General features: G+C 73.5%; 24 protein-coding genes. 11 read left to right on the top strand and 13 right to left on the bottom strand.

Annotation, left to right across the window (positions count from 1 at the left end; genetic code table 11):
- Positions 1–132: 132 nt before the first annotated feature.
- The gene (locus tag ACZ4N4_RS11775) at positions 133–927 is read left to right on the top strand and encodes an AfsR/SARP family transcriptional regulator (RefSeq protein WP_453565970.1); all 795 of its coding nucleotides are present in this window, start codon (positions 133–135) and stop codon (positions 925–927) included.
- On the opposite strand, the gene ACZ4N4_RS11770 is transcribed toward ACZ4N4_RS11775, so the two are convergent.
- From ACZ4N4_RS11770 to ACZ4N4_RS11760, 3 genes are read right to left on the bottom strand one after another with little or no spacing between them, the layout of a single operon-like run.
- Positions 821–1,777, bottom strand: a complete 957-nt coding sequence (locus ACZ4N4_RS11770; RefSeq protein WP_467587129.1) for a 4'-phosphopantetheinyl transferase family protein — start codon at positions 1,775–1,777, stop codon at positions 821–823. The two genes, ACZ4N4_RS11775 and ACZ4N4_RS11770, sit on opposite strands and share 107 nt — an antisense overlap.
- A gap of 2 nt (positions 1,778–1,779) precedes the next feature.
- The gene (locus tag ACZ4N4_RS11765; RefSeq protein ID WP_467587127.1) at positions 1,780–3,111 is read right to left on the bottom strand and encodes a hypothetical protein; all 1,332 of its coding nucleotides are present in this window, start codon (positions 3,109–3,111) and stop codon (positions 1,780–1,782) included.
- Between the two features lie 48 nt (positions 3,112–3,159).
- Positions 3,160–3,636 (bottom strand): nuclear transport factor 2 family protein, encoded by a 477-nt coding sequence (locus ACZ4N4_RS11760; protein WP_467587125.1) that lies wholly within the window; start codon positions 3,634–3,636, stop codon positions 3,160–3,162.
- 157 nt (positions 3,637–3,793) lie between these two features.
- Between ACZ4N4_RS11760 and ACZ4N4_RS11755 the strand changes: the two genes are divergently transcribed.
- The 3 genes from ACZ4N4_RS11755 (at position 3,794) to ACZ4N4_RS11745 (ending at position 6,543) form a co-directional block, all read left to right on the top strand.
- On the top strand, positions 3,794–4,579 hold the full coding sequence (locus tag ACZ4N4_RS11755) for an SDR family NAD(P)-dependent oxidoreductase (protein ID WP_453565982.1): 786 nt from the start codon (positions 3,794–3,796) through the stop codon (positions 4,577–4,579).
- A 242-nt stretch (positions 4,580–4,821) separates the two neighbouring features.
- Positions 4,822–5,658 (top strand): DUF6081 family protein, encoded by an 837-nt coding sequence (locus tag ACZ4N4_RS11750; protein ID WP_467587122.1) that lies wholly within the window; start codon positions 4,822–4,824, stop codon positions 5,656–5,658.
- A gap of 153 nt (positions 5,659–5,811) precedes the next feature.
- Positions 5,812–6,543: an SDR family NAD(P)-dependent oxidoreductase gene (locus tag ACZ4N4_RS11745; protein WP_453565988.1), complete on the top strand. Its 732-nt coding sequence runs from the start codon at positions 5,812–5,814 to the stop codon at positions 6,541–6,543.
- Positions 6,544–6,623: 80 nt separating this feature from the next.
- Here ACZ4N4_RS11745 and ACZ4N4_RS11740 read toward each other — a convergent pair whose 3' ends face one another.
- The 4 genes from ACZ4N4_RS11740 to ACZ4N4_RS11725 all read right to left on the bottom strand — a co-directional run bounded on the left by ACZ4N4_RS11740 (position 6,624) and on the right by ACZ4N4_RS11725 (position 10,509).
- Complete coding sequence (locus ACZ4N4_RS11740) at positions 6,624–7,592, bottom strand: aromatase/cyclase (RefSeq protein ID WP_467587119.1); 969 nt, start codon at positions 7,590–7,592, stop codon at positions 6,624–6,626.
- Between the two features lie 25 nt (positions 7,593–7,617).
- A complete protein-coding gene (locus ACZ4N4_RS11735; RefSeq protein WP_467587700.1) occupies positions 7,618–7,878 on the bottom strand; it encodes an acyl carrier protein in 261 nt (86 codons plus the stop codon).
- Between the two features lie 88 nt (positions 7,879–7,966).
- On the bottom strand, positions 7,967–9,229 hold the full coding sequence (locus ACZ4N4_RS11730; protein ID WP_467587116.1) for a ketosynthase chain-length factor: 1,263 nt from the start codon (positions 9,227–9,229) through the stop codon (positions 7,967–7,969).
- Positions 9,226–10,509 carry a beta-ketoacyl-[acyl-carrier-protein] synthase family protein gene (locus ACZ4N4_RS11725; RefSeq protein WP_453565997.1) on the bottom strand — a complete coding sequence of 428 codons (1,284 nt, stop codon included), beginning with the start codon at positions 10,507–10,509 and terminating at the stop codon, positions 9,226–9,228. Before ACZ4N4_RS11725 ends, ACZ4N4_RS11730 begins: the two co-directional genes overlap by 4 nt.
- Positions 10,510–10,735: 226 nt before the next feature.
- Between ACZ4N4_RS11725 and ACZ4N4_RS11720 the strand changes: the two genes are divergently transcribed.
- Entirely contained in the window at positions 10,736–11,860 is a 1,125-nt protein-coding gene (locus ACZ4N4_RS11720) for an acyl-CoA dehydrogenase family protein (protein ID WP_467587113.1), read from the top strand.
- Positions 11,861–11,877: 17 nt separating this feature from the next.
- Here the strand turns inward: ACZ4N4_RS11720 and ACZ4N4_RS11715 are convergent, their stop codons facing one another.
- The gene (locus ACZ4N4_RS11715; protein ID WP_450767881.1) at positions 11,878–12,225 is read right to left on the bottom strand and encodes an ArsR/SmtB family transcription factor; all 348 of its coding nucleotides are present in this window, start codon (positions 12,223–12,225) and stop codon (positions 11,878–11,880) included.
- A gap of 83 nt (positions 12,226–12,308) precedes the next feature.
- Here ACZ4N4_RS11715 and ACZ4N4_RS11710 point away from each other — a divergent pair, with 83 nt between their 5' ends.
- From ACZ4N4_RS11710 to ACZ4N4_RS11695, 4 genes are read left to right on the top strand one after another with little or no spacing between them, the layout of a single operon-like run.
- Entirely contained in the window at positions 12,309–12,812 is a 504-nt protein-coding gene (locus ACZ4N4_RS11710) for a cupin domain-containing protein (RefSeq protein WP_467587110.1), read from the top strand.
- The gene (locus ACZ4N4_RS11705; protein WP_467587108.1) at positions 12,809–13,549 is read left to right on the top strand and encodes an SDR family NAD(P)-dependent oxidoreductase; all 741 of its coding nucleotides are present in this window, start codon (positions 12,809–12,811) and stop codon (positions 13,547–13,549) included. The genes ACZ4N4_RS11710 and ACZ4N4_RS11705 overlap by 4 nt, the downstream gene beginning before the upstream one ends.
- Before the next feature lie 56 nt (positions 13,550–13,605).
- On the top strand, positions 13,606–14,667 hold the full coding sequence (locus ACZ4N4_RS11700; protein WP_467587105.1) for a quinone oxidoreductase family protein: 1,062 nt from the start codon (positions 13,606–13,608) through the stop codon (positions 14,665–14,667).
- 5 nt (positions 14,668–14,672) lie between these two features.
- Complete coding sequence (locus ACZ4N4_RS11695; RefSeq protein WP_453566012.1) at positions 14,673–15,878, top strand: acyltransferase family protein; 1,206 nt, start codon at positions 14,673–14,675, stop codon at positions 15,876–15,878.
- 206 nt (positions 15,879–16,084) lie between these two features.
- On the opposite strand, the gene ACZ4N4_RS11690 is transcribed toward ACZ4N4_RS11695, so the two are convergent.
- From ACZ4N4_RS11690 to ACZ4N4_RS11675, 4 genes are all read right to left on the bottom strand, one after another.
- Entirely contained in the window at positions 16,085–17,818 is a 1,734-nt protein-coding gene (locus ACZ4N4_RS11690; RefSeq protein ID WP_467587102.1) for a PP2C family protein-serine/threonine phosphatase, read from the bottom strand.
- Positions 17,819–18,081: 263 nt separating this feature from the next.
- Positions 18,082–18,522: a DUF5994 family protein gene (locus ACZ4N4_RS11685; RefSeq protein WP_467587099.1), complete on the bottom strand. Its 441-nt coding sequence runs from the start codon at positions 18,520–18,522 to the stop codon at positions 18,082–18,084.
- Positions 18,523–18,776: 254 nt separating this feature from the next.
- The gene (locus ACZ4N4_RS11680) at positions 18,777–19,061 is read right to left on the bottom strand and encodes a hypothetical protein (protein WP_467587097.1); all 285 of its coding nucleotides are present in this window, start codon (positions 19,059–19,061) and stop codon (positions 18,777–18,779) included.
- Positions 19,062–19,254: 193 nt separating this feature from the next.
- Positions 19,255–19,599, bottom strand: a complete 345-nt coding sequence (locus ACZ4N4_RS11675; protein ID WP_467587698.1) for a hypothetical protein — start codon at positions 19,597–19,599, stop codon at positions 19,255–19,257.
- A 385-nt stretch (positions 19,600–19,984) separates the two neighbouring features.
- On the opposite strand from ACZ4N4_RS11675, the gene ACZ4N4_RS11670 reads away from it, so the two are divergent.
- Both ACZ4N4_RS11670 and ACZ4N4_RS11665 read left to right on the top strand, forming a co-directional pair.
- Positions 19,985–20,995, top strand: coding sequence for an acyl-CoA desaturase (locus ACZ4N4_RS11670; RefSeq protein ID WP_453566024.1), 1,011 nt, complete (start codon positions 19,985–19,987; stop codon positions 20,993–20,995).
- Between the two features lie 41 nt (positions 20,996–21,036).
- Complete coding sequence (locus tag ACZ4N4_RS11665) at positions 21,037–21,489, top strand: DUF5994 family protein (RefSeq protein ID WP_467587093.1); 453 nt, start codon at positions 21,037–21,039, stop codon at positions 21,487–21,489.
- On the opposite strand, the gene ACZ4N4_RS11660 is transcribed toward ACZ4N4_RS11665, so the two are convergent.
- Positions 21,471–22,028: a LacI family DNA-binding transcriptional regulator gene (locus ACZ4N4_RS11660; RefSeq protein ID WP_467587090.1), complete on the bottom strand. Its 558-nt coding sequence runs from the start codon at positions 22,026–22,028 to the stop codon at positions 21,471–21,473. The two genes, ACZ4N4_RS11665 and ACZ4N4_RS11660, sit on opposite strands and share 19 nt — an antisense overlap.
- Positions 22,029–22,103: the final 75 nt, after the last annotated feature.

Here is a 22,103-nt window from a genome sequence, read left to right as displayed (position 1 = left end):
GCAATTCCCGTCGCAGATCATGAGGAACGGTATACGGCCGGGATGTTCATCGGTGCGAGGCTCCCGAGGAGATGGATGCGTTTCCGGACGCCCGACCTCACAGGTCCGTCAGGAGAAACAGGGGAGATCCACGTGGAGATCAAGGTCCTTGGCCCGTTGCTCGTCCAGGAACACGGTGTGTCGATCGTGCCCAGCGCCGGCAAACCCCGGCAGATCCTTGCCTTGCTCGCCCTGCGCGCGGGCCGTGTCGTGCCGGCTCCGGTCCTGATGGAGGAGATCTGGGGCGACCAGCTGCCGCGCAGCGCGAGCACCACGCTGCAGACCTACATACTCCAACTGCGCCGCAAGATAGCGTCGGCGCTCGGTCGCGATTCGGGCCGTTGCGCCAAGGACGTACTGAAGACCTGCTACGGCGGCTACCGCCTCGACGCCGCTGAACTGTGCTCCGATGTCGCCGAGTTCGAGCACAAGGCGGCCCGGGGCGGGGAGGAGCTGGAGGCCGGGGATGCGGGCGCCGCGTCACTGCTGCTGGCCGGAGCGCTCGAGCTGTGGCGCGGTCCCGGCCTGGTGGACGTGCCCACCGGCGAGGTGCTGTCCGTCGAGCTGATCGGCATGGAGGAGTCCCGGCTGCGGGTCCTCGAACAGCGCATCGAGGCGGATCTACGACTGGGGCGGCACGCGGCGCTGCTGTCCGAGCTGGGGATGTTGGTGGCCAGATATCCCATGAAGGAGAGCCTGTGCGCCCAGTTCATGCTGGCGCTGTACCGCTCGGGCAACGCCTGGCGGGCGCTGGAGGCGTTCCAGCGGCTGCGCGGCACGCTCATCGAGGAGCTCGGGATCGACCCGTCGCCGCGGCTGCAGCGGCTGCACCGGGCGATGTTGTCCGCGGACCCGTCCCTCGAACTGCCGCTGGCCGCGGCGCACTGAGCACGGCCGCGGCCAGGGCGGCGTCGAGCCCTGGTGACGGCGTATGCGGCCCTGGCCCCAGGGCCAGGGCCAGCACATGATCACCGGCCACGCCGCGCGTACGGAACCGCCAGCCCGCCGCGTCGGCGAGAGCCCCGTCGGCGGTGACCAGCCGAACGGGGCCGTCCGCGTACGGGGCCGGGGTGCACCGCTCCTGGGGGAGCGGGATGAACCCGAAGGAGGCGAACGGCAGCCTGAGGCCGTGGCCCAGAGCCTTGGCGTAGGCCTCCTTGAGGGTCCACAGGCGCAGCAGGGCCCGGGCGCGGCGGGCGTCCGGCAGGTGGGCCAGCGCCGCCAGTTCGGGCGCTGTCAGGACCTCCTCGCCGAGTCCGCCGACCGTGCGTGCCGCGGACTCCACATCGACGCCGACCCGCCCTGAGCGGCTCAGCGCGACCACAGCCAGGTCGCCGGTGTGACTCACGCTCACGTCGAGCTCCTCGCAGCCGCGCAGGAAAGGCCGGCCCTCCGGTGCGCGCGCCACGTCGATGTCCGCGGGCGCGGCGCCGAGAGCGTGCGCCGCGGCGTGCCTCAGCAGCAGCCGGGAGGCCACGAACGACGACCGCCTGCGCCCGGACAGCACTGCGGCCCGCGCGAACTCCCGCTGGGACAGCCCGAGTTCACGCTCGTCCCCGACTTGCCAGTCCCGTTTCCCGCTCCACAGCACGGCATGCCCGAACCGCCCGAGAACGGCGCCGAGTTCCCCCCAGGGGGCGTCCGGCCCGGCGATTCGCGTCGGCCCCGGCACGGGGCCGTCTGCGACCGCGGCCGGGGGGTGCGCGGCGGCGTCGGCGTGCGCGTGGTCCCCGGTCATGGTCACAGCCTGGTGCGGGACAGGGGGGTGGCGTACAGGTCGAGGGCCGTGTCGTCGCGGCACCGGGTCAGGACCTCCTCGAGGACGGTGTCGTCCCGGGGGCGGGTGCCGGGCGCCAGGGGGAGGGCGAGGCGGTGTGCGATGCGGGCGAGGGCGGCGGTGAGCCATGCCGGGTCGGTGAGAAAGCCCGGGGGCACGTTGCGGGCCACGCCGAGACAGCAGGCCGCCGCATGCAGCAGGGCGTAACGGTCGGCGGCCGCGCGCAGGGCCGGTGCGGACACCGATGCCCGCGTGGCGGCGAACTCAGCGCGCACCACGGAGGCTTCGCGGGCCAGCAGCCGCACGAGTGCGCCGAGCGGGCCGGACAGGCCCTCCGCGGGGAACCGCGGAGCGAACCAGGCCGGGGGAGCGGCGACCGGTCGGGCCTTCGGCGGCGACAGCGGGCCCCCCGGCGCGTACACGGCCTCCGGGAGGCCGGCCGCGCGGTGCTCCTCGTGGGCCGACAGCGCGGTGAGCACACCCAGACCTCCCGCCCCGTGGGGCGACGGCGCGGCGAGCTCCCGCAGCCGGGCGCGTATCGTGCCGAACACGCCGTACGCGTTGTGGGCATGCCGCCCCAGCACCGGTACGAGGCCCTCGCTGCCGTCCCGCAGCAGCCGCGGCCCCAGGTGCCCGGCCACGGCCGACAGCGCCGTCGCCTGGGCCGGCGCGAGATGCAGGGCGCGCACGGCCGTCGTCACCAGGCAGTCCACGACGAGCAGGTCGAGGAACGCGGCCGTCACCGCACGCCGGGTGAGTGAGGAGCCCAGTGGACGCACACCGGCGGTCCCGGCGGCGTCGACGACCGCGCGCAGCACGGTGTCGGCGGTGCCGATGCCCACCGACACGAACAGGGGCCAACCGAACAGCATGGCGTCCAGCAGCACCTGGGCACCATGCCCCGGCGCCCCCAGGAAGGAGTCCTCCGCGGCGCCGCGGACCACCAGACGCGCCGTGAGCGAGGCGTCCGCGAGGACGGGCCCGGCCGGAACGAACTCCACGTACACAGAGGTTCCTTCGAGGACGCTCCCGCCCACCGGTGCGCCGGGCAGGAGCAGCGTGAGGCGGCTGCCCGCGAGGGCGGCCCGGGTCGCGACAGCGCGCTGCTCCGGCGTGCCGTGCACCGCCACGGCGGCGAGTGCGACGGCGGGATGGACGCCCCGGGTGAGGGCGGCGCGGACGTCCCGCCGGGCCACCGCGCGTACCGACCGGGCCGGGATGTCGAGCCGTGCCGGCCGGCCCCCTGGACCCACCGCGACCAGCTCCGGCCCCTCCGGCCGGACCTCCGCCCTCACCCCTCGTACACCCCGTCTCCGCCTTCCGGGCCGCACCTGGTCTCCTCCTCAGAACATCTGGTCGTGTGTGATCCGCCGCGAGCGGGTGTGGATCGTGCCGCCCTGCGTCTCGACCAGCACGTCGTGCACGACGCAGCTCGGGGCGATCTCCGGCTTGCCGCCGGGGCGGACGGTGACCACGAGGGCGTAGGTCGTGGACAGCAACTCGCCGTCCGGGCCCTGCTCCAGCGCGAGGTGCCCGAACCAGTGCCGCCGCTGCACCGGGTCGCCGTCGAACCGCTTGTGGAACTCGACCAGTTCGGCCACGATCCCGGGCCGGGTGCGCGCCGGTTCCACGCCGGGCGAGTGCTGGAAGGTGCCGTCCTCGGTGAAGGTCGCCGCATAGTCCTCGAACCGCAGCGAGTCGAGTGCCTGCATCTGATGGGCGTAGAAGTGCTGCACGCGTGCGTACAGCTCCGGCGTCACCCGCGCGGCCCGCTCGGCCGGCGAGTGGCCGCTGGTCATGACGGTCTCCGTGCTGGTCATGGCTGTCTCCCGGAGGCAAGTGGTGGGCATGAACGGCCACTCACGTTCGCCCCCGCCCCTCGAACCCGGCTCGAGCAACGGCGGTCAAGGCCGCTTCGAGCCCCTTTCGAGAACACCTGCGCAGGCTCGGACCGCAGACCGCACACGAGGAGGCAGCATGAGTGAGTCCGCGCGGCCGGTGGCCCTGGTCACCGGCGCGACCAGCGGGATCGGCCTGGAGGTGGCGAGCCGCCTCGCCGGTCTCGGCGCCCGCGTGTATCTGTGTGCCCGCGGCCAGGAGCAGCTGACCGACACCGTCAAGTCGCTTCAGGAGCAGGGGTACGACGTCGACGGCACGGTGTGCGACGTGTCCGACCCCGCGCGGATCCGCGCCTTCGTGCGCGCCGCCGTGGAGCGCTACGGACCGGTGGACATCCTCGTCAACAACGCCGGCCGCAGCGGCGGCGGCGCCACCCACGAGATCCCCGACGAGTTGTGGCTCGACGTCGTCAACACCAACCTCAACAGCGTCTTCCTGATGACGAAGGAGGTCCTGACCACCGGCGGGATGCTCGCGAAGGAGCGCGGCCGGATCGTCAACATCGCCTCCACCGGCGGTAAGCAGGGCGTCGTGCACGCCGCCCCGTACTCCGCCTCCAAGCACGGCGTGGTCGGCTTCACCAAGGCGCTCGGCCTGGAACTGGCCCGCACCGGCATCACCGTCAACGCCGTCTGCCCCGGCTTCGTCGAGACGCCCATGGCCGAACGGGTGCGCACCCACTACGCCGGGATCTGGCAGGTCAGCGAGGAGGAGACCTTCGACCGCATCACCAACCGGGTGCCGCTGGGCCGCTATGTGGAGACCCGAGAGGTCGCCGCGATGGTCGAGTACCTGGTCGGCGACGACGCGGCCGCCGTCACCGCGCAGGCCCTGAACGTCTGCGGCGGCCTGGGCAACTACTGAGCCCCGCACCCCGCCGGCGGCGAGAGGCCCGGCGCATGCGGATCCGGTCCGCCACGGCGAAGGGGGTCCTTGGCGTCGCTCCCGCGGCCGCCCCGTCGGCCGGCACCCGTCGCGGGATGCCGGGCGGCCCACCCCGCCAAGCCACGAACGCGGCACACCCATGACAGCCACGCCCCGGCATCGCTGGGTGCCCCGATCCTGCGAACGGCCCGGATCAACCCACGAAGAAAGGTATGGCACCCATGACTGTGCAGACCGACGCCCCGCGGCGGGTGCACTTCCTCGACGACTTCGCCCACGGGCTGGACCACACCCGCCCCGGCGCGCCCTGGCGGCTGCGCGACACCCACATCGGGGCGGGCGGCGACGGAGTCGTCGGGCGCGGCGAGAGCGGTGTGGTGATCGTGCCGAGAAGCGTCCACCCGGGCACCGGGGAACCGGCGTTCACCCCGTCCGAGGGCCCCGAACCACCGGACGCCTTCCTGCGCTGGACCGCCTACCTGGAGACCACCGCGTCCACCGGCGTCGCCGGCTTCGACACCCCGCCGGAGCGGGCCCTCACCGTCGAGGCCGAGCTCGCGGTACGCGCCTACGGCACCTGGGGCGCACCCGCGTCCGGCGCCGCGGCGGACCCGGCCGGGGATGTCGGGCGCGGAGCGGGGGCCCTGATGACCTTCGACCGCGAGACCGGAATGGTCTTCGACTTCTGTCTCACCGGCAGCGCCGTGTACGCGCTGTACGAACGGCTGCCCCGGGCGGGCCGCGACGACCGCGCGTTCTCCGTCGCCGTGCCGCTGTGCGACGTACGGCCCGGCCGCCCGCACCACTGCGCCCTGACCTACGACCCGGCGGCGGGCACCGTCCGCTGGGTGGTCGACGGGCGGCACGCCCTCACCGTGGGCGACCTGGGCCAGCAGCAGTTCGACGGAGCCTGTGTGCTGTGGGAGCTGCCCGGCGAGGAACGCGCGGCCGCCCCGCGCCAGCTCGCCGTCGGGCTGACCACCATGGCCGCGTCCGTGGACGGCCAGGGCATCTGCCTGGGCGTGCGCCGGGTCGCCGTCCACAGCACGTCCCGCTGACCCCCACGATGAGCGGCCGGCCGTCCATCCCCGGCGCCCGGCCGCCGCGCCCCCGACCCAGGGGCCTCCTCCCGAGCGCACCGCCGGGCCGCGACCCGGTTCGGCGGTGCGCTCCGGCGTACCCACCCGCATCCACCCGAAGGAGTTCACAGCATGAGCGACGACAAGCGCGTGGCCCTGGTGACAGGATCCACCTCCGGCATCGGCGCCGCGGTGGCCGTACGGCTGGCCGCCGCGGGGATCCGCGTGGTGATCAACTCGGCGCGTTCCGCGGACGCCGGGCGCCGGTTCGCCGGCTCGCTGCCCGAGGCGACGTACATCCAGGCCGACCTCTCGGACGAGGACGAGGCGCGCCGGCTGGTCGCCGAGGTGGCCGCCCAGTACGGCCGGCTCGACATTCTGGTCAACAACGCGGGCACCACGAAGGTGATCCCGCACTCGGACCTGGAGGCGGCCCACGCGGGCGTCTGGCGCGAGATCCTCGACCTGAACGTCATCGGTACCTGGACGACCACGGTGGCCGCCATGCCGCACCTGCGCGAGTCCGCCGACGGTGTGGTCGTCAACATCTCCTCCGTGGCGGGCAGCAGGCCCGCGGGCAGCTCCGTCCCGTACGCCGTCAGCAAGGCCGCGATCGAGCACATGACCCGGCTGCTGGCCAACACCGCGGGTCCCCGGGTCCGGGTCAACGCTGTGGCGCCCGGGCTCATCGAGACGCCGTGGACCAAGGACTTCACGGCGATCGCCGAACATGTGCGGGAGAGCACCCCGCTGCGCCGGGTGGGCACGCCCGAGGACGTCGCCGCGTCCGTGTACGGGCTGATCGAGTCGCCGTACACGACCGGCGCGATCCTGTCCGTGGACGGCGGCGCGCATCTGCTGTGACCCGTGCGCGAGCGCACACGGCGAAGGCCCGGCGGTCCCCTTCGGACCGCCGGGCCTTCGTCTTCCCGGCCGGCGCCGTCTCAGGCGCTACGCGCCACGGCCCGCTTGCGGCGGCCCGTCGCGAACGCGTCGGCGTGCTCGATCGTCGTACGGCTGTTGCGCCCCAGGGCGTCGCGCAGAAACGCCCGGGCCTCGGCGAGCGTGGCATGCTCACCGAGCACCTCGGACACGGCCTCCGGGTTGAGCGCCACGGTGTGACGGGCCGTCACCACCGGGCCGCCGGGCCCGTCGGCGAAGGTCCACAGGCCGCTGTGCCCCAGCATCAACCGAGGCGTCATCAGCTGCTTGTACGCGATCCACTCGCCAGTCCGGCACACCCGCAGCGAGCGCGTGGTGTGCGCCGAGCCGTCCGAGGTCACCGTGTCCATCTCCAGCTCCTGCACACCGGGCGAGGGCTCGGTGAGCCGGACCCGGTCCACGTGCGGCAGCAGCCGGGCCCACCGGTCGGCCCGGTGGACGAACGTGTACACGTCCGCCGCCCTCCCGGTGAGGCGGACGGTGTCCGTGAAGGAGAACACGAGGTCGTCCACCGGGTGCCCGTACAGCGCGAACCGGGCCAGGGCGGCCAGCTCCTCGGGGCTGTTGCGGTCCAGCCCCCGCAGGATCCACGCCACGGACTCCGGGTCGTCGTCGACGGCGGAGAAGGTGTGCCGCAGCACGATCTCCGTGCGCGACGGCGACAGCGTGCGAAACAGCCACTCGCCGCGCATCGAGGCGATCGGGGCCCGGCTGCGGACCTGGGCGAAGGTCACGCGCAGCCGGTCGGGGTCCAGGGTCCGCTGCGAGACCCAGCTGCCGACCTCGCCGTTGACGACGGCCCACAGCTCGAACCGCTCGGCCCGCTCCTCGCGCAACTGGTGCTGCACGTGCACGCTCGGGCCGAACAGGGCGGGCCAGCGGGTGACGTCGGCCGCCAGGCCGTACAGCTCGGCGGCCGGCGCGTCCACGGTCAGGGTGTGCTCGGTGTGGTGAAGACGTTGCTCGGTCATGGGCGTTCTCTCCTCGCCGGCCCGCTCAGGCGGCCGCGGTCAGGCTGCCGTTGACCAGGCCGAGGAGCGCCCGTGGCGTCTCCACCTCGGTGATCTCGTCGTCGGGTATGGCGACGCCGAACTCCTTCTGGATGCGGGCGGCGCTCTCCATCAGGGCGAGGGAGTCGTAACCCAGGTCCTCGAAGACCGCGTCGAGCGCGGCCTCGTCGTCCTGCAGGCCCTCGTCGAAGCCGGCGCACTCGCGCAGGATGCGGCGCAGATCGTCCAGGGTCATGGTCCTCACGATGTGAACTCTCCTTCGTGTCATAGGTGGTGAGATGCCAGGTGCGGGCGGGGCGACGAGTGGGCGGACTCGTCGTGGTGAGCAGTCGTGCTCAGAGTCCGGCCGCGCGGACCACGAGGGCCGCGTTGAAGCCCCAGCGGCCCCGCGCGAGCACCAGGGCGGTGCGGACGGGCAGTTCGCGAGGCTCGCCCACAACCAGGTCGAGGCCGTACCGTCCGGGCACCTCGGTGGTGCCGGCGGTCGCGGGCAGTACGCCGTCGCGGATGGCGAGCAGGGCCGCCACCACGTCGAGCGGGCCACCGCCGGCGTACAGGCGCCCGGTGAGCGACTTGGGCGCGGTGACCGGCACGCCGCCGGGTCCGAAGACGCCGGCCAGCGCCTCGGCCTCGGCCAGGTCGAGTTCGGGGATGCCGGCCGCGTCGGCGAACACCGCGTCGACCTCGGCGGGCGTCACCCCCGCGTCCGCGAGGGCGAGTTCGACGGCCCGGCGCAGCCGCGGCGGCCGGCCGGAGCCGGGAGCCGGGTCGAACGTGGCCGCGTAGCCCGCGATCTCGCCGTACACCCGCCCTACCCCGCGCTCCCGGGCGGTGTCCGGGTTCTCCACGACGAGGATCGCCCCGCCCTCGCCCGGCACGTAGCCGGCGGCCCGCGCGTCGAACGGCAGATACGCCCGGTCCCGGTCCGCGACCGTGGTCACCCGGCCGCCCGCGAGCTGCGAGGCGTAGCCCCAGGGGTCGAGCGCCGAGTCGACGCCGCCCGCGACGACCAGGTCGGTGCCCTGCCGTACGGTGCGCCGCGCGTGCCCGAGGGCGTCGAGACCGCCGGCCTGCTCGCCGACCAGGGCGGCGCTGGGCCCGCGCATGGTGTTGCGGATCGAGATCTGCCCGGTGTTCACGGCGTAGAACCAGGCGAACGACTCGTAGACGCTGACGTGTTCGGGCCCACGGGTCCACAGCTTGCGGAACTCCTCGTGGGTGAACGCGAACCCGCCGGTGGCGTTCGACGTCACCACGCCCTTGGCGTAGTCGGTGAGCGTCCCCGGCGTCACGTCCGCGTCGGCCAGCGCCCAGTCGGAGGCGGCGAGCGCCAGCCGGGTCGACAGGTCCGTCTGCGGGAGCAGCCGGCCGGGCAGATGGTCCTCGGCCCGGAAGTCGGTGATCTCGCCGGCCAGCCGGGACGGGAACCGGCTGGTGTCGAACCTGCCGAGCTCCCTGATCCCGTTGACGCCGGCCAGCACGGCCTTCCAGTACGCCTCCGTGCCCAGCCCGTTGGGGGCGGTGACCCCGATGCCGGTGATGACGGCCCGGGTCGCCGGGGCGCGGACGGCGGGGACCTCGACGGTGGTCGCGGTCATGCGCGGGCTCCTTCCGGACGCTGCAGCACCATGGCGCTCTGGAAGCCGCCGAAGCCGCTGCCCACGGTCAGCACCGTGTCCAGCCGCCGCTCCCGCGCGGTGAGCGGGACGTAGTCGAGGTCGCACTCGGGGTCGGCGGTGTGCAGGTTCGCCGTCGGCGGGACGACACCGTGCTCGATCGCCAGGGCGCAGGCGGCGATCTCGATCGACCCGATGGCGCCCAGCGAGTGGCCGACCATCGACTTGATGGAACTGACCGGCACGTCATACGCGTGCTGCCCGAGGCTCCGCTTGAACGCGGCCGTCTCGTGCCGGTCGTTCTGCTTGGTGCCCGAACCGTGCGCGTTGACGTAGTCGACGGAGGTGGCGTCGGCGCGGGCCTGCCCGAGGGCCACCCGGATCGCCTCGGCCATCTCCCGGCCGTCCTTCTTCAGACCGGTCATGTGGTACGCGTTCGAGCGCGTCGCATAGCCCGTGATCTCGGCGTAGACGTGCGCGCCGCGGGCCCGGGCGGACTCGTACTCCTCCAGGACGAACATGGCGGCGCCCTCGGCGAGCACGAAGCCGTTGCGGGAGCCGTCGAAGGGCCGCGAGGCGTGTTCGGGGTCGTCGTTGCGGGTCGTGGTCGCCTTGATCGCGTCGAAGCAGGCCACGACGATCGGCGAGATGGGGGTGTCGGCCGCGCCCGCGACCATCACGTCCACGCTGCCCTCACGGATCAACTGGGCCGCGTACCCCACCGCGTCGAGGCCCGAGGTGCAGCCGTCGGAGACCATCGTCACCGGGCCCTCGGCGCCCACCGCCCAGGCGATCTCGGCGGGCATCACGCCCGGGCTGAGGTAGTCGAACATGTGCGGCGACAGATAACCCGGGTCGACGACCCACTCCTGGCCGCCGCCGGACATCACCAGATACTCGCGCTCCAGGCTGGTCGCGGAGGCGACGGCGCTGCCCAGGCTGACGCCGACGCGGTGCGGCTCGGGGTGGCCGGCCTGCGCCGAGCCCGGCTCCAGACCGCTGTCGGCGAGGGCGTCACGGGTACAGGCCACCGCGAACTGGGTGGCGCGGTCCATGCGCCGCAGCTCGCGGGGCGTGAACCCCTCGGCCTGGGCGTCGAAGTCGACTTCACCGGCGACCTGCGAGCGGAACGGGGACGGGTCGAAGAAGGAGATGCGCCGGGTGGCCGTACGGCCCGCGGTCAGCAGGTCCCAGAACTCCTTCGTTCCGGAACCGCCCGGTACACGCACCCCGATGCCGGTGAGCACCACACGCCGGGTCACCGCACACCTCCTGTGCGCCTGAGGTCGGACAAGGGCATCGCGTCGTCTTCCTTTCGCTTGCCGGCGCCGGGCGGTCCCCGGGCCAGGTCAGGCTGCGACCACACCCTTGAGAGCGGCTCGAAACGGGGTGGGGCTCGCCCCTGTCCACCGGCCCTAGCCGCGGTCGAGGTCGTTTCGAGCCGGGCCGCACACGCTGGCGCCCAGTCCTCACAAGGAGGTGTGCCGAATGCCCGGCCCCAACCCAGCGGAGCGTCTCGTCGCTCTCGCCGCGGACCACGCAGACAAGGCGGAGGCCGACCGGCAGCCGGCGCCGGAGGTGGCGCAGGCCGTGCGCGAGGCCGGTTTCGCGCGCCACTTCGTGCCGGCCCGCTGGGGCGGCACGCAGGGCACGTTCCGATGGTTCCTCGACACCACGGCCGAGGTCGCCGCGGCGGACCCGTCCGCCGCCTGGGTGGCGTCGATCGCTGCCTCGCTCGGCCGGATGGCCGGCTTTCTGCCGGAGGCCGGGCAGCGTGCGGTGTGGGCCGGGAACCCGGACGCCCTGGTGGTCGGCGCGCTGTTGCCGGGCGGCGAGGCCACGGCGGTCGCCGGCGGCTGGCTGCTGAGCGGTCGCTGGGCGTTCGTCAGCGGCATCGACCACGCGGACCACGCCCTGCTGTGCTGCCCGGTCCCGGTGGACGGCGACGGCCGGGAGGTCCGCTTCCTGCTGGTCGCACGCTCCGCCTACGAGATCGAGCGCACCTGGTTCACCGTCGGCATGCGTGGCACCGGCAGCGACACGCTGGTGCTGGCCGAGCAGGTCTTCGTGCCGTACGGGCACAGTTTCGCCCGGGAGGCCCTGTTGGCGGGGCGGCCCGAGGCGTCGGACGCGCACTGCCACCAGGTGCCGCTGAAGAGTGTGAGCGGACTGTCCTTCGCGGCGCCCGCGCTGGGCGCGCTGGACGGTGCCCTGGCGGCCTGGACCGCGAGCCAGGCCGCCCGGCGCGCGGCCCGTGCCGGCGGACTCGGCATGTCAGGCGACACCGCCGCCACCGAGGAGCTGGCGCTGGCCCGGGCGGCGGGGGAGACGGACGCCGCGCGGCTGCTGCTGACGCGGGCCGCCACCGACGCCGACGAGGGCCGCCCCGATGCCGCCGCGACGGCCCGCGCGCAGCGGGACCACGCGCTGGCGGTCGACCTCCTGGTGGCGGCCGTGGACGGCTTGCTGCGCTCGTCCGGTGCCCGGGCGCAGCACGAGAGTGAGCCGTTGCAGCGCTACTGGCGGGACGTCCACGCGGCGGCCGGGCACGCCGTACTGCGCTGGGAACCGGCCGCCCGCGCCTACGCGGCGTCGAGGCTGGAGTCCCCGTGACCGGCCGCCCGGGTGCCTCAGACGGCGGCCGCCCCGACGACCGCGTCGCTCTCGGTGAGCACCGCGTCGAGCAGGCCGGGGAAGCGGCGGTCCAGGTCGGTGCGGCGCAGGGTCAGCATCCGCCGGGAGCCTTCGATGCGGGTGCGGGTGACCCCGGACTCCCGCAGCACGCGTTGGTGGTGCGACATCGTCGACTTGCCGATCTCGATTCCCGCGTCCCGCTGGATCTGGGTGCACGACACCCCGGTCTCCCCGGTGCGGGCGATGGCACGCACGATCGCCAGCCGGGCCGGTTCGGCGAGGGCGGCGAGCACCTTCGTCAGGACCAGCTCCTGCACCGGCGGATGAAACACCACATCGCTCATGGAGGCGAGCATAACTCCGCCTCGCAGCAGTGTTCCAACATCATCGTAATGTTCGATCAAGTTCGAAGTCCTGCGGGAGCATCATGACCGGCACCCACAACTCCGTCTCCGCACCGCCCAGGTTCGTGGTGACCGAGGAGACCCCTTGTGTCGAGTGGACCGTCGAACGGGGCAGGTTCCTGCTGCGCGGCGCCGACACCCGCGGCCTGTTCTCCCTGTTCGAGGTGACCACACCCGCCGGCGGCGGTCCGCCCTTCCACTACCACCGCCACACGGACAAGGTGTTCTACGTCCTGGAGGGCCGCTACGACATCCAGGTCGGCGAGAGCCTCCACCGCGCCGCTCCCGGAACCGTCGTCTACGCCCCCCGCGGCATCGGACACGGCTTCCGCAACGTCGGCGACACCGAGGGCCGGATGCTCTTCGTCACCACCCCCGGAGGCGCCGAGCTGATGTTCGAGGGCCTGGCCGACCTGCTCGCCGCGCCGGGCCCCACCGACCGCGGGCGCATCGCCGAACTCGTCGAGGCCCACGACACCGTCTACCTCGAACAGCCGCCCGCGACCCGGGTGGGAGGAACCCGATGACCCCGGCTGCTCGTATCCCGTCCGTTGCCCTGGTCACCGGCGCCAACAAGGGCATCGGCCTGCACACCGCCCGCCGCCTCGGCACCCTCGGCACCACGGTCTTCCTCGCCGCCCGCGACAGGGAACGCGGACGGGCCGCGGCCGCCGCCCTCACGGCCGAGGGCGCCGACGTCCGGTACGTCCAGCTCGACGTCACCGACCCCGACTCCGCGAAGGCCGCCGCGGCCGCCGTCGAGGAGACGGCCGGCCGGCTCGACCTCCTCGTCAACAACGCGGGCGTGCTGCTCGACGCGGGCATCCCCGTTCCCGAGGCCACCGCCGACCACCTGCGCCGCACCTACGAGGTCAACGTCTTCGGCGTGGTCACCGTCACCACCGCGTTGCTCCCGCTGCTGCGCCGCTCTCCGGCGCCGCGCATCGTCAACCTCTCCAGCAGCCTCGGCTCCCAGACCGTCAACGCCCAGCAGCCCGAACGCCTCGCGCCCTACCAACTGCTGGCCTACGGCACATCCAAGGCCGCCCTGAACGCGGTGACGCTGCAGTACGCCCACGCCCTGCGCCTCGACGGCATCAAGGTCAACGCCGTGGAACCGGGCTACGTCGCCACCGACCTCAACGGCCACTCCGGCCCCGGCTCGCCCGCGGACGCCGCGGAGACCGTCCTGCGACTGGCCCTGCTGCCGGACGACGGCCCGACCGGAACCTTCCAGTCGGCCCATGGCTCCGTGCCGTGGTGAACCCACAGTCGCTCCCCTTTTCCTCTCGGCCTCGTCGGAACGTCCGGAGACACGCCATGACCGCCGTCCCCCGCAGGATGCTCGCCGTACCGCTCGACGCATACGGCGGCCCCGACGTCCTGCGCCCCCGCGAACTACCGACCCCCGAACCCGGCCCCGGCGAGGTCCTCATCACCGCCGAGGCCGTCAGCGTGGGGTTCGCCCAGACCCAGATGCGCGCGGACACCTTCCCCGCCCCCATGTGGCACCCGACCCTGCCCCTGCTGCTCGGCGGTGACGTCGTGGGCACCGTGGCCGAGCTCGGGCCGGGCACCGCCGGCGTCCGCGTCGGCGACCGGGTGGGAGCCTTCCTGATGCAGGGCGCCTACGCCGACCACATGGTGGCCGGGGCCGACTCCCTGGTGCCCGTGCCCGTGGAGCTGGACGCCGCCGAGGCGACCGTGCTGCCCGGCGCGGGCCCCATCGCCGTGGGCATCCTGGCCACCGCCGGCCTGCGCGAGGGCGAGAGCGTCCTGGTGCACGCGGCGGCGGGCGGCATCGGCCACCTCGCCGTCCAACTGGCCCGGGCCGCCGGCGCCGGACAGGTCCTCGCCGCCGCGAGCACGCCCGCCAAACGGGAGTTCGCGGCCGGCCTCGGCGCTGACGCCGTCATCGACCCCACCCGCCCCGACTGGCCCGACGCGATCCGTGCGGCGACCGGCGGCCGCGGCGCCGACGTCGTCCTCGACAGCATCGGCGGCGACGTCCTGCTCGCGGGTGTGCGGGCCCTCGCCCCGGCCGGGCGCCTGGTGTTCTACGGCTCGGCCGGCGGCGGCACCGACATCCCGCGGGTGTCCGTCATGGACCTCATCGCTCTCAAGACCGTCACCGGTTTCTCCCTCTCGGCCTGGCGCGCCGCCCGTCCCGACCAGTACCGCGCCGGGCTCGCCGAGCTCACCCGGCGCCTCGGCGACGGCACCCTGCGGCCCGCGGTGCACGTCCGCCTCCCGCTCGACCAGGCCGCCACCGGCCACCGGCTGATCGAGGACCGGGTGCAACGGGGCCGCGTCGTGCTCGTCCCGCGTCCCGCCCCGGCGCCCGGCCGGACCGCCCCGCAACCCGCCCTCGAACGGAGCTGATCCCGATGGCCTTCTCGCGCAGCGGCCCGCGCACCTCGTGGCTGCCCGCCCTCGACGGCATGCGCTTCGTCGCCGCCTCGATCGTCTTCCTCTTCCACTTCGCCTACCAGTTCCCCTTCCGCGACACCGAGGTGGGGGAGTGGTACAGCCGACTCGTCGGCCGCGCCGGTCCCATGCAGGTGGGGTTCTTCTTCGTGCTCAGCGGCTTCATCCTGACGATGGTCGCCAAGCCCGGTGAGCCGCTGCGACGCTTCTACCGCCGCCGCACCGCGAAGATCTACCCCAACCACGTGGTCGCCTGGGCCCTGGCCGCTGTGACCATGCTGGCGCTCGGCATCCCGATCGCGGCCCGCAGCGCGATCCCGAACCTCTTCCTGATCCACCCGTGGTTCCCGCCGATGGACATCACCTTCAGCATGGACTTCGTCAGCTGGTCGATGGCCTGCGAGGTGGTCTTCTACCTCTGCTTCCCGCTGCTGCACAAACTGGTGGGGCGAATCCGTCCGCAGCGCCTGTGGTGGTGGGCGGCGGGTCTGGCGGCGGCCATGTGGGTGGTGCCCTTCGTCGCCGAACTCCTCCCGGACCGGCCGATGTTCTACACGATTCCGGCCCGGCACGTGTGGTTCATCCAGATGTTCCCGCCGGTGCGCGCCCTGGACTTCGTGCTGGGCATGGTGATGGCCCGTATCGTCATCGAGGGGAAGTGGATCCGTCTCGGCCTCTATCCGGCGCTCGGCCTGCTGTTCTGCGGCTACCTGCTGGCCTCGAACGTGCCCGAGCCGTGGAGCTTCGTCGCGGCCACCGGAGCCCCGATCGCCCTGGTCGTCGCCGCTGCGGCCACGGCGGACATGAAGGGACTGTCCTCACCGTTCCGCAGCCGTCCCGTGGTGCGGCTGGGCGAACTCTCCTTCGCCTTCTACCTGGTGCACTGGCAGATCCTCAACTTCGGCCATGTGGCGCTCGGCGCGAAGCGTCAGTGGAGCACCCCCGCCGCCATCGCCCTCGGCGTCACCGCGTACGTGGTCTCCTGGTGCCTGGCCTGGGTTCTGCACACCCTCGTCGAGGTCCCCGCGATGCGTCGCTTCGGCCGCCCTCGTCTCCTCCCCAAGCCGGCACCGGCCGCGGCGGACGCCGCCCTGCCCGTTCCCGACGCCGGGAGGCCGGTCGGGATCCCGGAAAGCCTTCCGACCCCCGGGCCGGACGCCGGCTGAACACCTCCGGCGTCCGTGGTGTGCATGCGCGGCGCCACCACGGCGGTGACCACCACGTCGCGCAGTCGCGGCGCCTGACATCGAGGCGGGCCGTGGCCGCGGGTTCGGTCCGGGTGCGCCGGGTCGGTGGGCTCATCGGCTCCTCGATCGCTGGTCGGCCGCGACCGAGCGGAGGGTACGAGTCTCGGTCCGAGCGCGGGACCGGGTCACGGAGCCGGCAGGCGCAGGGCGAGGAGGGCCACGTCGTCGGTGCTGCCTGGCGGCATGCGGGCGAGCAGCTGGTCGCACAGCGTGTCCAGCGGTTCCCCGGCGAGTGCGAGAGCGTGGTGGCGCAGCACGCCCAGGCTGGTGCTGAGGTCGCTGCCGGGGACCTCGACCAGCCCGTCGGTGTAGAGGAGCAGCGTGGAGCCCGGTGGCAGGGACTGCGTGGCGTCGGGGCGGCTCGCTTCGGTACCCAGGGGGGCGCCGAGAAGGATTCCCTGTCCGGCTTCGAGGTAGTGCGCGTGTCCGCCCGGGGTGAGGAGGAGGGGCGGCGGATGTCCGGCGCTGGTCCACCGCAGTGTCCACGGCCCGGTGTCCGGCTGACCTTCGATCCGGGCGAGGACGAGGGTGGCCATGGAGACGGTGGTGATGGCGGACATGGCGTCGTCGAGACGGGCGACGACGGCGCCGGGCGGCTCGGTGCGGTCCCAGGCCAGTGAGCGCAGGATGCCGTGCAGTTGGGCCATCCCGCCCGCCGCGGTCAGGTCGTGGCCCACGACGTCGCCGATGACCAGCGCGAGCGTGCCGTCCTTCAACTCGAACGCGTCGTACCAGTCACCGCCGACCTGGGAGCCGGCCGGGGCGGGCTGGTAGCGGGCGGCCAGCCGCAGGCGGCCGGGCTGGGGGAGCGGGGCGAGCAGGTTGCGCTGCATGGCCTCGGCGACGGCGCGCTGGCGGCCGAACCGCCGTGCGTTGTCGATGACCAGGCCGACCCGGTGACCGATGTCGCTCACCACCCCCAGGTCGGCGGTGTCGAAGGGGTGTGCCGGGTCGGTACGCACCAGCGTCAGGGCGCCGGTGATCTGGCGTCCGGAACCCAGCGGCACCGTGATGACGGACCTCGCGCCCACCCTCCGCAGAAACCCGCTGTGCGCCGCGGCCAGGGGAGAGCCGGGCGGCGCGGCCGTCCGGGCCTCGTCCTGAAGCATGGGATCACCGCTGTTCAGCACCCGGACGAGAGGTGAGTGGTCCCCCTCCCCGGGATCGGGAAGCCGCTCGCGGCCGCCCTCCAGTGCGGCATCCCGGCCCGTGGGACCGGTCACCGCCACGCGGTGGACCTGCCCGGAACGGGTCCGGAGGTCGACCGCCGCCCAGTCGGCCAGACGCGGAACCAGCAGGCGCCCCAGCCGGGCGAGGGCCTCGTCCGTCTCCAGGGTCTGGCCCAGTACGTCGGTGATCTCCGCGACGAGCGTCAGCCGCTCGTTGAGGTCCTCCAGGGCGCTCGTATAGGCCGCACGTTCCCGGCGCGCGCCGTGGTCGCCCGTGACGTCGGTGAACATCACCGCGATGCCCTTGAAGGAGCCGCCGTCCCACAAGGGGGACGCGGACCAGGAGATCGTGATCAGGCGCCCGTCACCGCGCAGATAGCTGTCGCCCTCCCCACGCGCGGCGGCCTCCTCGGCCAACGCCTGGAGCAGCGGGCACCGCTCCCGCAGGAGCGGTCCGCCGCCCGCGTCCCGGTGCAGCAGATCGTGCGCGTCCCTGCCGCGCATCTCGGTGGCGGCACGGCCCAGCAGCCGCTCGGCGGCCGGATTGAGGGCGACGATTTGTCCGGCCGGATCCACCACCATCACGGCCGTGCTCAGCTGGGCGACGACCCGTCGCCAGAAACCCGGCCCGGCCGCCGGCCCCGCCCGCCCCTCGTCCCCCGCGCCGGGCACCGCCCCTGCACCACGCACCCGCCACCACGCACCCTCCAGCCGTCGCGACCCCGCACCGGAGACCGCGGGCACGTCAGGGAAACCGACCCACCAGTGTCCGATGGTCCCCCGGCCGGAGCCCGGCCGCACGGCCGACACGACAATCCGTTCCGGCACCTCCCGAGTGCCCGCCCCACGGCACGGTCGCCGCCGGCGCACGGAACGCGCCCCGGCGGGCCGGGAACGGCCGTACCGCGGAGCAGAACACGCCGGGGCCACAGCGTCCCGGGCGCCCCGCCGGGTCAGCCGGTGTCCTTCCCGGTCGTCACGAGCCGTGCCCCTGACGCGTCGGCATGACCGTGGGCTCGTTCCGCCGTCATGAGCCTGGTCGCGGTCATGGGCGGGCCGGTGTCCGCACTCGCGGCGGCCATCAGCCGGGCGGCCGCGAGTGCGCCGGTTTCCGGGGGGATCACGAGGAGGTCCCAGCGGCCCGTGGTGTAGGAGAGCAGCAGGATCTCGTGCGGATCCAGCTCCGAGGTGGACCAACCGACCTTCACCACATGGCCGTTGGCGGACATCCTGGGTGGCAGGACCGGCCAGTGGCGGGGGTTGACCGCGATACGGGTGATCCGTCCCCAGAGCGGATCCAGCACATCCGCCAAGGCGGAGAGCTCGCTCGGCAGGTCACGTGAACGGGGCCACCAGGCGCCGTCCAACCCGGCGGCCGCACGGGAAGGGCTCACGGATTTCAGCGCGAGACGCGCGGTCGGAACCCTGAAGGGACCGGAGGTGCCAGACGGATCATCCGGACCGGACGAACCGGAGGGACTGAAGGGACTGAAGGGAACGGGCCGTGGAGAGACACGAGGCGTGCTGGCGGACATTGCGCGGACCCGTCTCCGGACCCCTGCGCAAGGGCAGCCGCCCGGTGTCGTCGCTCACCGGGAACGGCACCGGCATCGGAGTCGGTGTGCGAAATGCTCCCGGTGACTCAACGCTACTCCGCGACGGCGCCGGAGGGGCCGTTCCCGGACGCCGTCCCACCTCCGCCGGCGGCCCGCTGCCCGGACTGGCTGGTCTCGAGCCAGGACCGTGCGGGTTCTGCCGCGCGGGTGGTGTCGACGGTGAGGTCGAGGCGGGTTCCTCCGTCGGGGCCCGCGGGATAGCTGCGCTGCTCCGTGGCGTCGAAGCAGTGGCGCAGTACCTCCGCCACCCGGCGGGCGACCTCGGGCGAGGCGGCGACGATGCGGACCGCGGCATTCCCGTCCGAGGGTGTTTGCATGGGCTGCACGGCGACCTCGGAGTTCGGTGTCCCGGTATGAGAGGGACTCGGAGCGGATCTTCCACTCTACTCCGGCATGTCCCGCGGCCCCGCCCGCGACCGGGTGAGTCCCCGGCCTGCGCCGGACAGCCTTAGGGCCTGTCCGACCATTCCCGTCGTCGCCGCGAGGCAGACGGGAATGGTCAGGCAGGCCCTAGGTGCGCAGCAGCCGTTGGGTGATCTCCCGGTACTGCCTCAGCGCGTCCCGGAGTTCGGCGGAGTCCGTCTCGGGCTCCCGGTCCTGCCAGCCCGTGCGAAGGACCTGCCGCAGCTCCGCAAGGGCCTTCGTGAGCTGGGCGGCGGCTTCGTCGAAGGCGCCCTCGGCCTCCTCCAGAGCCTCGCGCGGGGTGTCCGCGAAGGTGTTGACGGCATGTCCGAGGCGGCGCACGATCTCGTCCCGTTGTTCCGGGGGGAGCAGTGGCTCCGGGCCCGAGGTGCGGCGTCCGTCGGAGCCCGGGGGCCGGCCTGCGGGCTGCTGGGCGCGTGTCTGGTCGTACATCGTCGTGTGTACCGCTTCCGTTGCGATGGGGGGCACCGCCTGAAGACACCCTTCGCGTCATCTTCTCGACGGCCTGCTCCAGGCTTCCGGGGGCCCGGTCGACGCTGCCCTTCATGGCCCGGCCCTCGGTCGTCCTGCCAGTCAATGTCCGGCGACGACCGGTGTCAACGCGGCGCCGGCCCGGGCGCGTCCGGCCGACGGGCGCCGGCCGACGCACTCCTGGTATCCCGCCCAGACGGAGTACGAGGGAGTACGTTGGGGGGAGCGAGGGTGTGGTGCCTACCGACAGGTCGTCCCCAGCACACCACCCATCCCCCAGGGGCAGTCCGTGACCCCGGCCGCACCTCCTTCCCAGCGGCCTTCGCCCAGGTCAAGGAGTGCCGCCATGCCATCCACCCCCATAACCCCCACCGCCCCCGTCGCTCCGAGTCCGCCGGACACCGCCGAGCCGCCCCGGGGCTACGACGGCGTCTCGCCCTTCCCGCCGGACGGGCCGGCGCCCGCGCGCGACGGCGGGGAGCGGCTGTACGTGACCGTGACGGCGGTGATCGTCGTCCTGCCATTCGTGGCTCTCGGCCTGGTCGGCTGGCTGCTGTGGGGCCGTCTCGTCCACCCCGCCGACATCCTGCTCGCCGCCGTCTTCTACACGGTCACCGGCCTGGGCGTCACGGTCGGCTTCCACCGCGGTCTCACCCACGGCAGCTACCGTGCGGTACGTCCCGTGCGCATCGCGCTCGCGGTGGCCGGTTCGATGAGCTTCCAGGGCGACGTCATCGGCTGGGTCGCCACCCACCGCCGCCATCACGCCTTCACCGACCGGCCCGGCGACCCGCACTCCCCGTACCGCTACGGCACACACCTGCGCGGCCAGTTGCGCGGGCTCCTGCACGCCCACATCGGCTGGCTGTTCCGCAACGACCGCACTCCCGCCGACCGTTACGCCCCGGACCTGCTCGCAGACCCCGACATCCGGGCCGTCTCGCGCGCCTTCCCGCTGCTGTGCCTCCTCACCCTGGCCCTGCCGTTCGGGGCGGGCTGGGCCATCGGCGGCAGCTGGGTGTACGGCCTGACCGCCCTGCTGTGGGCGGGACTCGTCCGCATCGCGCTGCTCCACCATGTCACCTGGAGCGTCAACTCCCTGTGCCACATGATCGGGGAACGCCCCTTCCGGACCCGCCGGCACGACCGCGCCACCAACCTGTGGCCGCTCGCCCTGCTCTCCTTCGGGGAGAGCTGGCACAACCTCCACCACGCCGACCCGACCAGCGCCCGGCACGGCGTCGACCGCGGCCAGATCGACCCGTCGGCCGCCGTCATCCGCCTCCTGGAACGCCTCGGCTGGGTGTACGACGTGCGCTGGCCGACGCCGGACCGGGTCGCCGCGCGTCGCGCCTGACGGCAACCACCCCTCCACCTAAGCCAGTTGGCAGGAGTCTCATGACCACCGCGCTGCAGCCCGCGCTTCCCTCCCACCCCGTCCTCCGCCTGCACCTGGCGCCCCACGGCGACCTGCCCCGGCCCATCGACGGAGCATGGTGGCCGCGCTCCTACGACCTCCTCGTGGAACTCCCGCGGCTGCTGGCCGGGTTGCCGCGCGACTGGGGCCATATCACCAGCGTCACCGTCAACGGGGCGGTGTGGTCCACGACGCCCGGCCGGATACTCGTCTCCAACCAGGTCGTACGACTACGCAGAGCCCTGGCGGCGAACGCCCCGCACACCGTCGTCCTGCTCGCCCCCGGCCGCGGACGCTGGGACCTCGTGGTCGTGCCTCCGGACACCGCCGAGGACGCCGCGGAATCGCTCATGGCGGCCGCGGCGGGTGATCTCGGGGACGACCTCGGCGACGACTTCGAGGACGGCTTCGAAATTCACCTCGGGGAACGCTGACCCGCGCGCCTTTTCCGCCGCTGAGCGCGGTGCGCCAGCCGTTCGAGGCGCTTAGCGGGTCGATCAGCACGACCGGCGCGCTGTTCGACGATCCGCCGCTGGTCCTCCTCGGCCAGCATCGAGATCACGGTCACCAGCCCCGCCGCGCCGAGCGCCACGCACTCCTCCAGCCACGCGGAGATCGACCGTCGGCTCGTCGTGCCGGTGACCACGTCGATGCCAAGTTCACCGGCCGCGTCCACGATCCCCCGGGCGACCTCCAGGGTGTACGGGCCGGACAGGTCGCGGAAGACGACGATGATCTGCCGGGGCGTCTCGGGATTCCGCTCCCACGGGCGGACGTACCCGTGCCGTGCCGGCAGTTCCTCGACCCGGTCCCGGGTCGCCGCGCCGACGTCCCGGCGCCGGTGCACCACCTTGGACACGGTGCTGAGCGGGACCCCCGCCTCGGCGGCGATGTTCGTGAGCAGGCCGTGCTGCGCCTCCTGCCGGCCCTTGCCTCGACCTGCGGGGAGGCAAGACCGGTGACCGCCGTCCACGGCGAACCTGCCGGGCCTCCTGGTCCCGTCGCCCCTCGGGCATGATGAGTCCCCGCCGCGCGGGAGGGCGCACCG

The sequence above is a fragment of the Streptomyces sp. NPDC026538 genome (assembly GCF_055567535.1).
This window is presented reverse-complemented; position numbering and strand designations above follow the sequence as displayed.